Origin of the sequence: Anaeromyxobacter sp. Red801, assembly GCF_049201065.2 — a bacterium.
Lineage (GTDB): Bacteria > Myxococcota > Myxococcia > Myxococcales > Anaeromyxobacteraceae > Anaeromyxobacter.
The window spans coordinates 2807113-2822176 of record NZ_CM181236.1 but is presented as its reverse complement, the minus strand read 5'-3'; the positions used below and the strand labels follow the sequence as shown (position 1 = coordinate 2822176).

The window sequence follows — 15064 nt, the reverse complement described above, 5'->3', positions numbered from 1 at the left end:
GGCCGCCGTACCCGATCGCGGTGCTCAGCGCTTGAGCGATCCCGTCGGACCTCGGTACGGCGGCGCGGTGGCGCGGGCCAGCCGCACGCCTGGATCCCGCGGAGTCCCTCGGTTTCCCGGGCCGTGTCGGCGCTGGCGCGCCCGGTGCAAGGTCGCCGGCGAACCATGCCGAGCATCCACCTTCGAATCCTCAAGTACGGCCTCGCGGCGGCGGTCCTCGCGCTCGCCGGCCGGGCGAGCGCGCTGCAGCCGCTCGAGTCCTTCCTGCGCGGTGCGCGCGACGCCAGCCCCGACAACGCCGAGGCGCGCGCGGCGCGCGCGCAGGCGTCGGCGGGCACGCAGGCGGCCCTGGGCCGGGCGCTGCCCGGCGTGTCGCTGCTCGGGACGTACACCCGCAACCAGTACGAGACCCGCATCCCCAGCGCGACCGGGCCGGTGGTCGTCACGCCGCGCGACCAGCTCGACGGGTACGCGACCGTCCACGTGCCGCTGGTGGACCTCGCCACCTTCGCGCGCATCGGCGCGGCGAAGGCCGCCTCCGGAGCGGCCGCCGAGCAGCAGGACGCCACCGAGCTGCGCGTCCAGTCGCTCGTGTCGCGCGAGTACCACCAGCTCGTGGCCAGCCGGGCGCTGGTCGAGGCGTCGCGGCGCGCGCTGGACGTCTCCCGGGCCGGCCTGCGGATCGCCGAGGCGCGCCACGGGGCGGGCTCCACCGCGCTGCTCGACGTGGACCGCGCCCGCGCCGAGGTGGAGCGCAACGTCCAGCAGCTCGCCACGGCGGAGCTGCAGGTCTCGCTCGCCGCGCGCGCGCTCCGGTCGCTGAGCGGGATGGAGCCCGAGCTGGAGGGGGAGGTCGCGCTCGGCGACGACCTGCACGAGGAGCCGCCCATCGAGTCGTTCCAGGCGCGCGACGAGGACGTCCCGGCCATCGCGTCGGCGGTGCGCGCGCGCGTGGCCGAGGAGCGGGAGGCCTGGGCGAGGCGGCTGGTGCTCGTCCCGAGCCTGTCGGCGAGCGCCACCGAGCACGTGACCGACTACACCGGCCTGGCCGGGCACGAGCGGACCTGGCAGGCGGTGGTGTCGCTGAGCTGGTCGTTCGACCTCACCACGCTCGCGAACATGCGCGCACAGGACGCCGTCGCGGACGGCGCGCGGGCGCGCGAGGAGCGGGCGCGGCTGGCGGCGCACGACGACGTCCACCGCGCGTGGATGACCGTCCGCACCGACATCGCGCGCAGCCGGTCGGCGCGGGTCCAGGCGGAGGTGAGCCAGCGCGCCGCCGGGCTGGCGCTGGAGCGCTACCAGGCGGGGGCGGCCGACCAGCTCGACCTGCTCCAGGCGCAGCGCGACGCCTTCAACGCCGACGCCGCCCGCATCCAGGCGGACGCCGAGGTGTCCGACGCGCGCGCGCAGCTCCGGCTCGCCGCGGGCCGCAACCTCCTCGACGCGCGGGCACCCTGATCGGGCGTCACGCCCTGACCTTCACACACGTCTTCCAGCAGGAGCGCACATGAAGAGCAAGAAGCAGTGGGCAGTGTTCGCGGTGGGCCTGGTGGTGGTGCTCGCCATCCTGGTCGGGGTGAAGGCCGGGCAGATCGTCACCATGGTCCGGGCCGGCGAGGCGTTCGTGCCGCCGCCGGAGTCGGTCACCTCGGCGAAGGTCGAGGCGGCCGAGTGGGAGGCCACCCGGGCCGCGGTCGGCTCGCTGGTGGCGGTGCAGGGCGTGACGCTCGCGGCCGAGCTGCCCGGCACGGTGCGGCAGATCGCGTTCGAGTCCGGGAGCAACGTGCGTCGCGGCCAGCTGCTGGTCCGCTTCGACACCTCCGCCGAGGAGGCGCAGCTCGCCGCGGCGACCGCGGACGCCGCGCTGGCGAAGGTCAACCTGGAGCGCGCGCAGCGGCTGCGGCAGGGCGAGGCGAACGCGCAGGCCGACCTCGACGCGGCCGACGCGAAGGCGAAGCAGGCGGACGCGACGGTGCGCAACCTGCAGGCGATCATCGCGAAGAAGACCATCCGCGCGCCGTTCGACGGGCGGATCTCGATCCGGCAGGTGGAGCTCGGCCAGGTGGTGTCGCCGGGCAGCCCCATCGCCTCGCTCCAGTCGGTGACGCCCATCCACGCGGACTTCTGGCTGCCGCAGCAGGCGCTGGTGGACCTCGCGGCGGGGCAGAAGGTGCGGCTGCGGACCGACACGTTCCCGCGCGCCGACTGGACCGGCGAGATCACCACCGTGAACCCCGAGGTGGACCCGGCCACCCGCAACGTGCGGGTGCGCGCCACCTTCCCGAACAAGGACGGGCGGCTCCGCCCCGGCATGTTCGTGAACGTGGCGGTGCTGTCGGCGGAGAAGCGCAAGGTCCTCGCCATCCCCGCCACCGCGGTGATGTTCGCCCCCTACGGCGACTCGGTCTACGTGATCGAGCAGAAGAAGGACGCGAACGGGAAGCCCACGCTGGTGGCGCGCCAGCAGTTCGTCCGCACCGGGGAGCGCCGCGGCGACCTGGTGGCGGTGCTGGACGGCCTGAAGGGCGGCGAGACCGTGGTCAGCAGCGGCGTGTTCAAGCTGCGGAACGGCGCCGCCGTGGCGGTGAACGACTCGCTGGCGCCGCGCGCGCAGCTCGCGCCGAAGCCGACGGAGAACTGAGATGAAGCTCACCGACCTGTTCGTCCGGCGCCCGGTCATCGCGGTCGTCGTCAACCTCGTCATCGTCATCGCGGGCCTGCAGGCCATCCGCACGCTGAACGTGCGGCAGTACCCGCGCAGCGAGAACGCGCAGATCACCGTCACCACCACCTACGTGGGCGCGAACGCCGAGCTGGTGCGCGGCTTCATCACCACGCCGCTCGAGCGCGTCATCGCCTCCGCGGACGGCATCGACTACCTGGAGTCGGAGAGCAAGCAGAACGTCTCGATCATCCGGGCGCGCCTGCGGCTGAACTACGACTCCAACCGCGCCCTGGCCGAGATCGGCTCCAAGATCGACCAGGTGCGCGGGGACCTGCCGCCCGAGGCGGAGGTCCCGGTGGTCGGCATCGAGACCGCCGACAGCCAGTTCGCCTCCGCGTACCTGAGCTTCTCGTCCAGGTTCCTGAAGCAGAACGAGATCACCGACTACCTGGTCCGCGTGGTCCAGCCGCGCCTCTCGTCGATCGAGGGCGTGCAGCGGGCCGACATCCTGGGCGCCCGCACCTTCGCGATGCGCGTCTGGCTGCGGCCGGACCGGATGGCCGCGCTCAACGTCAGCCCGGCGCAGGTGCGCGAGGCGCTCGCCCGCAACAACTACCAGGCCGCGGTCGGCCAGACGAAGGGCTCGCTGGTCCAGGTGAACCTCACCGCCAACACCGACCTCCGCTCGGTGCGCGAGTTCCAGCAGCTGGTGGTGCGCGAGCACGACGGCGCCACCGTCCGCCTGGGCGACGTCGCCGACGTGGCGCTGGGGGCGGAGGACTACGACGCCGAGGTGAACTTCACCGGCGAGACCGCGGTGTTCGTCGGCATCTGGGCCCTGCCCGACGCCAACTCGCTCGACGTGATCAAGCGCGTGCGCACCGAGATGGGCGCGATGCAGACGCAGATCCCGGAGCAGATCAAGGCGGTGGTGGCGTACGACGCGACCGCCTACATCCAGGACGCCATCAAGGACGTCGAGCACACGCTGGCCGAGACGCTGGTCATCGTGGTGATCGTCATCTTCCTGTTCCTCGGCTCGCTCCGCTCGGTGCTGGTGCCGGTGGTGGCCATCCCGGTGTCGCTCATCGGCGCGGTGTTCCTGATGCAGGCGTTCGGGTTCACCCTGAACCTGCTCACGCTGCTCGCCATCGTGCTCTCGGTCGGCCTGGTGGTGGACGACGCCATCGTGGTCGTCGAGAACGTCGAGCGCCACCTGCGCGAGGGGAAGTCGCGGATGGAGGCGGCGCTCGCCGGCGTCCGGGAGCTGGTCGGGCCGGTGATCGCCATGACCATCACGCTCGCGGCGGTCTACACGCCCATCGCGTTCCAGGGCGGCCTGACCGGCTCGCTGTTCCGCGAGTTCGCGCTCACGCTCGCCGGCGCGGTGACCATCTCCGGCGTGGTCGCGCTCACGCTCTCGCCCATGATGTCCGCGCACCTGCTGCGCGAGGGCGGCGAGGCGAAGGGCCTGGCCCGCCTGCTGGAGCGGGGCTTCGAGCGGGTGCGCGAGGTCTACGCGCGCCACCTGGAGAAGTCGCTCCAGGCGCGCGGCGCCATCTACGCCGCCTGGGTCGCCATCATCGTGCTGGTGGGGGTCATGTTCGCCATGGCGCCCCGCGAGCTCGCGCCCACCGAGGACCAGGGCGTGGTGATGGGGATCGTGAACACCCCGTCCAACTCCACGCTCGAGCAGCTCGTGCCGAACACCAAGGCCGTGAACCGCTCGCTCATGGAGATGCCGGAGTCGCAGTTCACCTTCCAGATCACGCAGCCCACCGGCGGCTTCTGGGGCGTCGGCCTGAAGCCCTGGACCGAGCGCGACCGCACCGCGGCCGAGGTGCTGCACGAGGTGCAGGGGCGCCTCGCGGTCATCCCCGGCATCCAGACGTTCGCGATCCTGCCCCCGGCGCTGCCCGGCGGCGGCAACTTCCCGGTGGAGATCGTCCTCGCCTCCACCGCGGACACCCAGGAGATCCTCGGGTTCGCGCAGCAGCTCCAGGAGAAGGCGGCGAAGAGCGGCATCTTCGCGTTCCCGCCGCTCATCGACGTCAAGATCGACCAGCCGTCCTCGGAGATCGAGATCGACCGCGAGAAGGTGGCCGAGCTCGGCCTCGACCTGCGCACCGTGGGCCAGGACCTGGGCTCGGCGGTGGGCGGGAACTACGTGAACCGCTTCAACGTGGGCGGCCGCAGCTACAAGGTGATCCCGCAGCTGCTGCGCTCGGAGCGGCTCAACCCCGAGCAGCTCGAGGACATCCACGTGACCGGGCCGGACGGGCGGCTCATCCCGCTCGCCTCCATCGCCAAGATCCGCGACCAGGTGACGCCGCGCTCGCTGAACCGCTTCCAGCAGCTCAACGCGGTGAAGCTGAGCGGCGTCGCCATCCGCCCGCTCGACGAGGCGCTGTCGTACCTGGAGGACGAGGCCGGGAAGATCCTGCCCGCCGGGTACGTCATCGACTACACCGGCGAGTCGCGCCAGCTCCGCACCGAGGGCAACAAGTTCCTCCCCGCGTTCCTGCTGGCCATCGTGCTCATCTTCCTGGTGCTCGCCGCGCAGTTCAACAGCTTCCGGGACCCGCTGGTGATCCTGGCCGGCTCGGTGCCGCTCGGCATGTTCGGCGCGCTCGCGCTGGTGTTCCTGAAGATGCCCAACCCGCAGATGCCGTTCTTCACGGACGGCTGGACCACCACGCTCAACGTCTACTCGCAGGTGGGCCTGGTGACGCTGGTCGGCCTGGTCGCGAAGAACGGCATCCTCATCGTCGAGTTCGCGAACAAGCTCCAGGAGCAGGGGCTGAGCAAGGTGGAGGCGGTGCGGCAGGCGGCGGTCACGCGGCTGCGGCCCATCCTCATGACCACCTTCGCGACCGTCTTCGGGCACCTGCCGCTCACCTACGTGACCGGTCCGGGCGCGGAGGCCCGCAACAGCATCGGCCTGGTGCTGGTGGCGGGGATGACGGTGGGCACGGCGTTCACGCTGCTCTTCCTCCCGTCGATCTACGTGCTGATCGCACGCGACCACCGGAAGGAGGCGCTCGCGGCGCGCCCGGCGGTGCTGGAGCCGCCGGTGAACGTGCCGCTCCACCCGCAGCTCCCCTCCGGCACCGAGCCCTGAGGGGCGGAAAGGAAGCCGTCATGGACTGGGTCTATCCGATCACGGTGTTCGCCCACGTCGCCGGCGCGGTGCTGCTGGGCGTCGCCGGCGGGATCGAGGCGGTGGCGCTCGCGAGGCTCCGGCGCGCCGCCACGCCGGACGAGGCGCGGAGCTGGCTCGGGCAGCTCGTGCTGCCCGGGCGCCTCGGCGGGCTCGCCATGCTCGCCATCCTCGCCTCGGGCATCTGGATGACGGTGTCGGTCTGGGGGCACGCGCCCTGGATCGCGAGCGGCTTCATCGGCATGGTGCTGATGGGCGCGCTCGGCGGCGCCGTGACCGGGCGGTGGCTGAAGCGGGTCGGCCCGGCGGTGCAGCAGGAGCGCGGGCCGGCGCTGACGCCGGAGCTGCGCGCGCGGCTCGCGAGCCCCGTGCTCGACGCGTCGCTCCGGCTCCGCGCCGCGCTCGGCGTGGGCGTGCTCGCGCTCATGGCGATGAAGCCGACCGGCGGCCCGGCCGCGGCCGTCCTCCTCGCGGCCTCGGCGGCGCTCGGGCTCGCCTGGGCGGCGGGGCCGCTCGCCGCCGCACGGGGCAAGGGCGCGCAGGCCGGCGGCGTCTGACGCCGGGCCGGACCACATCGGCGCCGCCCGGCGCCGGTGTGGGTCCGGCGGCTGGAAACTCGGGGATCGCGCGGCGGGGCATGAATCCCCGGGGTCGGTGGTTCGTCCCTCCATCGGTGCTCGCCCGGCCCGCTGGAGGGTCGCGGCTCCGACAGGAGGTCGAGATGCGCTGGTTGCCCGTCGCGTTCGCGCTGCTGCTCGCCCCGCTGGCCCCCGCCCGCGCCCAGGTCAGCGTGGGCATCGGGATCACGGCGCCCGGCGTCTCCATCGGCATCAACGTGCCGGCGTACCCGGAGCTCGTCGCGGTCCCGGGCTACCCGGTCTATTACGCCCCGCGCCTCCCGGCGAACTACTTCTTCTACGACGGGCTGTACTGGGTCTACGCGAACGACAACTGGTACGCGAGCAGCTGGTACGACGGCCCGTGGGACGCGGTGGACCCGTACTACGTGCCCGCGTACGTGCTCCGCGTCCCGGTGCGCTACTACCGCGCGCCCCCGCCGTACTTCCGCGGCTGGCGCGCCGCCGCGCCGCCGCGCTGGGGCCACCACTACGGCCACGACTGGGAGCACCGCCGCGCTGGCTGGGACCGGTGGGATCGGCGCGCCGTGCCGCGCCCGGCCCCGCTGCCGAGGTACCAGCGCGGCTACTCGGGCGACCGCTACCCGCGCGCCGTCGAGCAGCAGCGCTCGATCCGGAGCACGAGCTACGGCTACCGCCCGCGCGAGGACTTCTCGCGGCGTCACGACCCGGGCCCGGGCCCGGGCTACCGCGGCGGCCCCGCCGCTCGGCCGCACGAGTCGCAGGGCTGGAGCCGGGGCGAGCCGCAGCCGGCGCGCGGGCCCGGCGGCCCCGGCGGCCGTGGCGACGGGTGGCAGCGGCAGCAGCCGGAGCCGCGCCAGGACCGCGGCGGCTGGCAGGATCGCGGCGGGCAGGGCGGCCGCCCGCAGGAGCGCGGCGGCGTCGCGGCCCCGCGGTACGACCGCGGCGGTCCGGGGCGCGACGCCGGCCCCGCGCCGCAGCAGCGCGGCGGCGACCGCGGCCCCGACCGCGGCGGCGATCGGGGCGCCGATCGCGGCGGCCGCGGGCACGACCGCGGCGGGCCGGAGCGCGGGTAGCCCTCAGCGCCGGCGGCGTCGCGCGGCGGGCGGCGGCTCCAGCGCCGCCGCCAGCCGGCGGATGCCCTCGTCGATCCGGGCGGCGGGGACGACCCCGTAGCCGAGCGCGAAGCCGGGCCGGCCGGGCCGCGCGTGGTACGGCGCGAGCGGCTGGACGGCCACGCCCAGCGCCTGCGAGCGCCGGACGACCTCCGCCTCGTCCCCGGACGCGTCGGCGAGGTGGAAGCTCCGGTGCAGGCCGGCCGAGGCCGGGAGCGCGATCACCCGGCCGCCGAGGTGACGCTCCACCGCGGCGGCGAGCCGGTCGCGGCGCTCCCGGTAGATGCGCAGCACGCGGCGGACGTGGCGCGCGAGCAGCCCGTCGTCCACCAGCTCCGCGAGCGCGCGCTGCAGCTCGAGCGGCCCGTGGGAGTCGGTCAGCGCCTTCGCGGCGCGCAGCGCCGGGACGAGCGAGGCGGGCGCGACGAGGAACCCGAGCCGCAGCGTCGGCAGCAGCACCTTCGACAGCGAGCCCACGTAGACGACCCGCCCCTGGCGATCCAGCGCCTGCAGCGGCTCGAGCGGCCGGCCGTCGAAGCGGAACTCGCTGTCGTAGTCGTCCTCGACGATCGCCGCGCCGGTCCGCTCGCTCCAGGCGAGCAGCGCCTGGCGCCGGCGCAGCGACATGGGCATGCCCAGCGGGAACTGGTGCGACGGCGTGACGTAGACGAGCCGCGCGTCCGAGGGCAGCGCGTCCACCACCAGCCCCTCCGCGTCCACCGGCACCGGCACCGCGCGCGCGCCCAGCGCCTCGAACGCCGCGCGGGCCGGCGGGTACCCCGGGTCCTCCACCGCGACGCGATCGCCGGGCGCGAGCAGCACCCGGCCGACCAGGTCGAGCGCCTGCTGCGCACCGGAGGTGAGCAGGACGTCGTCCGCGCCGGCGCGCACCGAGCGGGCCACGCCGAGGTGGCGCGCCACCGCCGCGCGTGCGCCGGGATCGCCCTCCGGCGGCGGGTAGCCCGGGCGCGCCCGCCGGCCGCGGAGCTGGCGCGACACCCGCCAGCGCCACGCGTCCCACGGGAACAGCGCCGGGTCCGGCGCGCCGACCTGGAAGTCGTAGGGCGCCGCCGGCGGGTCCGGGGCCGGCGGCGCGGGCAGCGACGGCCAGGCCGCGCGGGGCCGCAGCGCCGCGCCGGCCGGCGCGCGGCGGCCACGGGCGTCCGCGCGGATGCCCGCGGCCACGTAGGTCCCCGCGCCGGCCCGGCCGGCGAGGAACCCCTCCGCCGCGAGCCGCTGGTACGCGTGCAGCACGGTGTTTCGCGAGACCTCGAGGCGGCGGGCCAGCTCGCGGGTGGCGGGGAGCCGCTCACCGGCGCGCAGGCGGCCGTCCAGGATGGCCTCCCGGAGCTGGCGGTAGGCGTCGGCGGCGAGCCGGCCGCGGCGGTGCAGCGAGACGTGCAGGTCCACGGCACCGGACGGTAATGGATCCATCAGATTTCGCCAGGGTGGACCTGTGAGGGAGCCACTCCGGCCGCTATCCGGGTGGCATGACCCACGAACCGAATCACCCGAACGGAACCGATCACCTGCCCTGGGCGGAGGTGTCGCCCGGCTTCTCCCTGAAGCTCCTCCGCGGCGAGGCGGACGGCGACACGCGCGCGCTGCTGCTCCGCCTCGAGCCCGGCACCCTCGTCCCGCGGCACCGGCACGAGGGCGAGGTCCACGCGCTCAACCTCGCCGGCCACCGGAAGCTGCTCGACACCGGCGAGGTGGTCGGCCCGCGGCTACGTGTACGAGCCGGCCGGCAACGAGGACAGCTGGATGGCGGTGGGCGACGAGCCGGTGGTGGTGTTCGTGACCGTGCGCGGCGCCATGGAGACGCTCGGCGCGGACGGCGGGGTGGCCGAGCGGAGCACCACGGCCGGCATCGCCGAGTACTACCGGGGCGTGCTCGCGCGGCACGGGGAGGGCCGGTGAGCGGCCCGGCGCTCCGCTGGGCCGTCCTGTACGCGCGCCTGGCGCTGGCGGCGGCGTTCCTGTCAGCGGTCGGCAGCCGGCTCGGGCTCTGGGGGAACAACGACTTCGACGCGTTCGTGCGCTACACCGCCGAGGTGAACGCGTTCCTGCCCGCGGCGCTCGCGCCCTACCTCGCGCGCGCCGCGACGGTGGCCGAGACCACCCTCGGCCTCGCGCTCCTCGCCGGCGTGCGGCTGCGCTGGGTGGCGCTCGCCAGCGCCGGCCTGCTGGCGGTGTTCGGCACGGCCATGGGCGTCTCGTTCGGCCCGAAGTCGCCGCTCGACTATTCGGTGTTCTCCGCGTCCGCCGCCGCGGTCCTGCTGGCGCTGGCCGCCCCGCCCGCGCCGGCGCGCCGCGACGCGCGGCGGCCGGGGACCGCCGGGGTGGAGCCCGCCGCCGGCCCGTGAGGCCGGGGCGGGCTCCGTCCGGCTCGGCGCGACCGCGCTACCGGTGGTCCTCCTCGACCATCGCCTCCGGGTCGTGCCACCACCGCGCCGGCGTCACCGCCACCCCGCGCGCCGCGGGCAGCCGCCGGTGCGCGGGCGCGGAGGCGGCCGCCGCGCCGCCGCCGGTGAACGGCGCCATCAGCTCCGCGACGGTGTGGAGGCGGCCGTTCTTCATGACCAGCTCCACGTTGGCGACGTCGGCCACGTCGGCGAGCGGATCGCCGCGCACGAACACGACGTCGGCGAGCTTGCCCGCCTCGAGCGTCCCGAGGTCGGCGTCCACCCCGAAGGCGCGGGCGGGCAGGGCGGTCGCGGTGCGCAGCGCCTCCCACGGCGCCAGGCCGCCCAGCTTCACCTGCGCGCGCAGGTTGAGGTGCAGCGCGGTGGCCACGTTGTCGAGGGGCGAGTCGGTCCCGGCCAGCATGGTGCCGCCGCCGCGCAGCACGGCCGCGAGCGTCTCCTCCTCGCGCTGGAGCGTCTCCAGGCTGACGGTCTGGTCGGTGGTGACCGCGCGGTCGCGCTTCGCGCGCAGCAGCGCCTGGTCCCAGGGCGTGTTGAGCGCGAGCAGGCGCGGGTCGTCCACCATCGCCGGGTCGTCCGCGTAGAGCGAGGGGTTGAAGGTGGTGGAGATGTCGAACATGCCGGAGCGCGCGAACAGCGTGCGCACGTCGCCGTAGCTCACCCCTCCCGACGAGCGGGTGTAGGCGAAGCCGAGGCGGGTGGTGGCGCTCACGTGCGTCTGGCCGTCCATCCCGTACGACATGCCGGGCAGCATGTAGTGCGAGCCGACCCACACGCCCATCTCCTCGTGCGCGAAGCGCACCGCCTTCGCCTGCCACTCGTGCTGCATGCGCACGTAGGTCTTCAGCATGTCGTAGTCGAGCGCCTTGGCGCGCGCGAGCTCGAGGTCGAGCTGCGCGGCGCTCGTGGTCGGGCGCATGAAGTTGTAGTAGACGCGCTCGCCGTCGATCGCCTCGCCGCTCGCGAAGAAGCGCGGGCCGACGCGGGCGCCCGAGGCGTACGCCTCGCGCGTCTCCACCGCGCGGTAGTCCGGATCGCCGACCGAGTGCGCCGACGTCACGCCGTACGACAGCCACAGGCGGCCGAGGCGGGCGCCGTAGAACTTCCCGCTGATCCACTCGTGCGTGTGCGACTCCCACAGGCCCGGGATGGCGGTGAGCCCGGACGCGTCCACCACCCGCTGCCCCTGCGCGGCGGCGCGCGCGTGGGCGTCGGCGCGGTGCGGGAGGATGGCGCGGATGCGGTTGCCGGCGACGACGAGGTCCACGTCGTGCCGGACCTCGGGCCCGCGGCCGTCCCAGAGCCGCCCGGCGTGCACCAGCACGGTGCCCTCCGGGCGATCCTGGCGCCAGCGCAGCTCGACGGGCACGGTCGCGGGCGCGCCGCCCTCGCGCGCCACCATTCGCAGGGCGCCGTTGGACAGGTACAGCAGGCGCCGGGAGTCGCCGCTCCAGGTGGGCGCGTCGGTGGGCTCGGAGGTGATGCGCACCGCCGGCCCGGCGGCGCGGCCGGCGGCGTCCACCGGCATCACCCACAGCGTGCTCTGCATCACGAACGCGAGCGCGGTCCCGTCCGGCGACCACACCGGGCCGTCGTCACCGCGCGTGCTCAGCGACTCGAACGGCGCGGGTTCCTGGTAGCGCGTCGCGCCGGACTCCACGTCCACGGTGAGGATCTGGCTGGTGCCCTCACGGAAGCGGCGGGTGTAGGGCTTCAGCGCGGCGAGCGCCAGCGTGCGCCCGTCGGCGGACCAGGTCGGGCGGCCCGGCGCGAACAGCGGCGCCACCACCTGGCGCACGGCGCCGGTGGCGAGGTCGAGCACGTGCGTCGCGCCGGCCTGGTCCTGGAACGCGAGCCGCCCGCCGTCCGGCGACCACGCCGGCGCCATCTCGGCGCCGGGGAGCGAGGTCACGCGCCGCTCGGCGCCGGTGACCACGTCGAGCACGTAGAGGTCCGCGGTGCCGGCCTTGTCCGAGGCGTACGCGAGGCGCGTGCCGTCGCGCGACCAGGCCGGATCCTGCGCGTAGTACGGCCCGTCGGTGAGCGGGCGCGGCGCGCCGCCCACGTCCATCAGCCAGAGGCGGTTCAGCGCCTGGAACGCCACGCGCGTGCCGTCGGGCGACAGCGCCGGCGCCACGATGCCGAGCGCCTGGCGCGGCGCGGTCCGGTCGAAGTCGAAGCGCTTGCGCTCCCAGGCCGGCCGCACCAGGCGGAACGTCGCCTCGAACGCGACCTGCTCGCTCGTGCCGGCGTCGAGATCGGTGACGCGGATGCCGCCGTCGGCGCCGTAGAGGAGCGTCCGCGCGGACAGCCAGTGGGCCGGGAAGGGGAACACGTCCTCGAACGGCGACGCGGGCGCGCCGTCCACCAGGAGCCGGCTGCGGTTCGCGGCGAACTGGATCCAGGCGAGGTGCGCGCCGTCGGGGGAGATCGACGGCGAGTTGAGCCGCGCGCCGGCGGGCGCGGTCGCGAGCGTCCGGCGGTGGCCGGCCGCGTCCACCGCCTCGATGGCGGTGCCGGTCGAGCCGGCGCCGCTCACGAACGCGATCTCGCCGCCGCCGGGCGTCCAGGCGGGCTCGAACTCGTCCGCGGGCGCGTCGGTCCAGCGCGTCAGCGCGCCGGTGGCGACGTCGGCCACCCACACGTCGTAGCTGCCCTGGAACGCGCGGTCGGAGGAGAACGCGATGCGCGTCCCGTCCGGCGAGAAGCGCGGCTCGCGGTCGTCGCCGTGGCCGGAGGTGAGCTGGCGCACCTCGGTGCCGTCCGGCCGCATGGTCCAGATGTGGAACGTCCCGCCCGCGTACGCCTGGAACGCGATCAGGTCGCCCCGGGGCGAGAAGTCGGGGCGGGCGGGCTCGAGGAGCCCGTCGGTGAGGCGCCGCGCCTCGCCGCCGCCGCGCGGCAGCGACCAGAGCACGCCCTGGAGATCCATGACCAGCTCGCGCCCGTCCGGGGACGCGGTCACGGCGACGTTGGTGCCTTCGTGGACGGTGATGTCGCGCACCGCGGCGCGGCTGCCGCCCTGGAGCGTGGCGGCGCCGAGCGACACGGCGGCGACGGTGGCGAGTGTGACGGCGGCGATTCGGGATCGGCGGGTGATCGGCATGCGCTCTCCGGGGGGACAGGACGGCGTGAAGGGGCTCTCCTGTCCGGCGTGGCGCGGAGGTGGCAACGGGCCGGCGGGGGCGTACCATGCACGGAGCGGTCGCGGCGCGGAGCGTTGCAACGCAAACGATCGATGACGCCCCGGCCGCCGCCCGACGCGGCGCCGCGCCAGGGGCGGAGAGGAGCCCCGATGGCCAAGGACGACCTGCTGCCGCCCGCGGAGGCCCACCGCTTCGTCGAGCTGCTCGGCTACGCCGAGCACGGCATCGCCAGCCGCGTGCTCGCGAAGAAGGGGACGAGCAACGTCACCCTGTTCGCGTTCGACGCGGGGCAGGGGCTCACCGAGCACACCTCGCCCTTCGACGCCCTGGTCGTGGTGCTGGAGGGAGCCCTGACGCTCACGATCGGCGGGAAGGCGGTCGAGGCGCCCGCCGGCAGCCTCACGCGCATGCCGGCGAACGTCCCGCACGCGGTGGACGCCGTGTCGCGGACGCGGATGCTGCTCGTCATGCTCCGCGATCCGGCCCCGGCGCCCTGAGTGCACGGGGGGCTTTGCCGCAGCGCGGCAGTCGCTTCCGTGGCGCCCCCGCCGGCGCCTCCGCGCGCGATGGCGCGGTCGCATATGCTCGGAGCATGGACCCGGCCCGGGTCGCCGCGGCGATGTTCGACTCCGAGTCCCGCACGTTCGCGGTGCGGCTCTGGGACGGCACGCTGCTCCCGCCGGCGCGCGACGCCGGCGTCCGCGGGGCGGTGGTCCTGCGGGACCCCGCCGCGCTCGACGCGCTCGTGCCCCCGGCCGCGGAGCGGCGCCTCGCGGAGGCGTACCTCGACGGCCGGATCGAGCTGGAGGGGGACGCCATCGCGCTGGTGGAGGCGGCGGCCCGGTGGACCGGCCCGCGCCCGCACGCGGCGCTCGCCGCGGCCATCGCGGGGGCGCTCGCCCGCCGCGCGCTGCACGCGCTCGGCCCCGCGCCGCTCGAGGCCCGGCTGCACGGGGGACGGCACAGCGTCCGGCGCGACCGCGACGCGGTGCGCCACCACTACGACGTCTCCGACGCGTTCTACCGGCTGTTCCTCGGCGACGACCTCGTCTACTCGTGCGCGTACTTCGCGACGGGCGGGGAGGGGCTGGAGGAGGCGCAGCGCGCCAAGCTGGAGCTGGTGTGCCGCAAGCTCGCGCTCGCGCCGGGCGAGCGGTTCCTCGACGTGGGCTGCGGGTGGGGGGCGCTGGTGGAGCACGCGGCGCTCCGCCACGGGGCGCGCGCCACCGGCATCACGCTCAGCCAGCACCAGCTCCGCGCCGCCGAGGCGCGCGCGGAGCGCCTGCGGGGGCGGGCGGAGATCGCGGTGCGCCCGGAGGACTACCGGACGCTCCGCCCCGAGGCCCCCTTCGACAAGGTGGCGAGCGTCGGCATGATGGAGCACGTCGGGCGGGCCCGCCTCGACGCGTACTTCGCGGCGGTCCACCGGCTGCTCCGGCCGGGGGGCCTGTTCCTCAACCACGCCATCGCCTCGGTGGACGGGTGGGGGCCGACGCTGCCCTGGGCCGGGCAGCGCGGCGGCGGGTTCATCTGGCGCTACGTGTTCCCGGACGGCGAGCTCGTCCCGATCGCCGAGGTGATCGCCCGGGCGGCGCGGGCCGGGTTCGAGGTGCGCGACCTGGAGTGCCTGCGGGAGCACTACGCCGAGACGCTCGCCGCCTGGCTGGAGCGGCTGGAGGCGCGGTACGGCGAGGCGGTGGGGCTGGTGGGCGAGCGGCGGGCCCGGCTGTACCGGCTCTACCTCGCCGCCTCCGCCGCCGGCTTCCGGCTCGGACGGATCAGCGTGTTCCAGCTCCTGCTCGCCCGGCCGGACCCCGGCGGACGGGCCGAGGCCATCCCGCGCAGCCGGGCCGCGTGGTACGCGGAGCAGGCGGTCGGGCGGCCGGCGCGCGCCCGCGGCTGAGGGTGCTCGACGCGGCGCGGCGGACGGCGCGCACGCTCACCGGATGG

11 protein-coding genes and 1 pseudogene are annotated in these 15064 nt (G+C 75.4%); 10 read left to right on the top strand and 2 right to left on the bottom strand.

What is annotated here, in order from left to right:
* The first annotated feature begins 165 nt into the window (after nucleotides 1-165).
* From ACOQFB_RS12995 to ACOQFB_RS12975, 5 genes are all read left to right on the top strand, one after another.
* Nucleotides 166-1461, top strand: coding sequence for a TolC family protein (locus tag ACOQFB_RS12995; protein WP_421610667.1), 1296 nt, complete (start codon nucleotides 166-168; stop codon nucleotides 1459-1461).
* Between the two features lie 49 nt (nucleotides 1462-1510).
* A complete protein-coding gene (locus ACOQFB_RS12990) occupies nucleotides 1511-2644 on the top strand; it encodes an efflux RND transporter periplasmic adaptor subunit (RefSeq protein ID WP_421610666.1) in 1134 nt (377 codons plus the stop codon).
* 1 nt (nucleotide 2645) lies between these two features.
* Nucleotides 2646-5789 (top strand): efflux RND transporter permease subunit, encoded by a 3144-nt coding sequence (locus tag ACOQFB_RS12985; RefSeq protein WP_059439288.1) that lies wholly within the window; start codon nucleotides 2646-2648, stop codon nucleotides 5787-5789.
* Nucleotides 5790-5809: 20 nt separating this feature from the next.
* On the top strand, nucleotides 5810-6385 hold the full coding sequence (locus tag ACOQFB_RS12980) for a hypothetical protein (RefSeq protein WP_059439289.1): 576 nt from the start codon (nucleotides 5810-5812) through the stop codon (nucleotides 6383-6385).
* Between the two features lie 164 nt (nucleotides 6386-6549).
* On the top strand, nucleotides 6550-7503 hold the full coding sequence (locus tag ACOQFB_RS12975; protein ID WP_421610665.1) for a chromosomal replication initiator protein DnaA: 954 nt from the start codon (nucleotides 6550-6552) through the stop codon (nucleotides 7501-7503).
* 3 nt (nucleotides 7504-7506) lie between these two features.
* On the opposite strand, the gene pdxR is transcribed toward ACOQFB_RS12975, so the two are convergent.
* Complete coding sequence (pdxR, locus tag ACOQFB_RS12970) at nucleotides 7507-8952, bottom strand: MocR-like pyridoxine biosynthesis transcription factor PdxR (protein ID WP_494492241.1); 1446 nt, start codon at nucleotides 8950-8952, stop codon at nucleotides 7507-7509.
* Nucleotides 8953-9032: 80 nt separating this feature from the next.
* On the opposite strand from pdxR, the pseudogene ACOQFB_RS12965 reads away from it, so the two are divergent.
* From ACOQFB_RS12965 to ACOQFB_RS12955, 3 genes and pseudogenes are all read left to right on the top strand, one after another.
* Nucleotides 9033-9179: pseudogene (locus ACOQFB_RS12965) on the top strand (anti-sigma factor); the annotation flags it as partial.
* Nucleotides 9180-9273: 94 nt separating this feature from the next.
* Nucleotides 9274-9462: a cupin domain-containing protein gene (locus tag ACOQFB_RS12960; RefSeq protein ID WP_494492604.1), complete on the top strand. Its 189-nt coding sequence runs from the start codon at nucleotides 9274-9276 to the stop codon at nucleotides 9460-9462.
* Nucleotides 9459-9908, top strand: a complete 450-nt coding sequence (locus tag ACOQFB_RS12955) for a MauE/DoxX family redox-associated membrane protein (protein WP_059437037.1) — start codon at nucleotides 9459-9461, stop codon at nucleotides 9906-9908. Before ACOQFB_RS12960 ends, ACOQFB_RS12955 begins: the two co-directional genes overlap by 4 nt.
* A 37-nt stretch (nucleotides 9909-9945) precedes the next feature.
* Here the strand turns inward: ACOQFB_RS12955 and ACOQFB_RS12950 are convergent, their stop codons facing one another.
* Nucleotides 9946-13074, bottom strand: coding sequence for an amidohydrolase family protein (locus ACOQFB_RS12950; RefSeq protein WP_421610662.1), 3129 nt, complete (start codon nucleotides 13072-13074; stop codon nucleotides 9946-9948).
* Nucleotides 13075-13263: 189 nt separating this feature from the next.
* On the opposite strand from ACOQFB_RS12950, the gene ACOQFB_RS12945 reads away from it, so the two are divergent.
* The gene (locus tag ACOQFB_RS12945) at nucleotides 13264-13611 is read left to right on the top strand and encodes a cupin domain-containing protein (protein ID WP_059437035.1); all 348 of its coding nucleotides are present in this window, start codon (nucleotides 13264-13266) and stop codon (nucleotides 13609-13611) included.
* A gap of 95 nt (nucleotides 13612-13706) precedes the next feature.
* Complete coding sequence (locus ACOQFB_RS12940; RefSeq protein WP_059437034.1) at nucleotides 13707-15017, top strand: class I SAM-dependent methyltransferase; 1311 nt, start codon at nucleotides 13707-13709, stop codon at nucleotides 15015-15017.
* The last annotated feature ends 47 nt before the right edge of the window (nucleotides 15018-15064 follow it).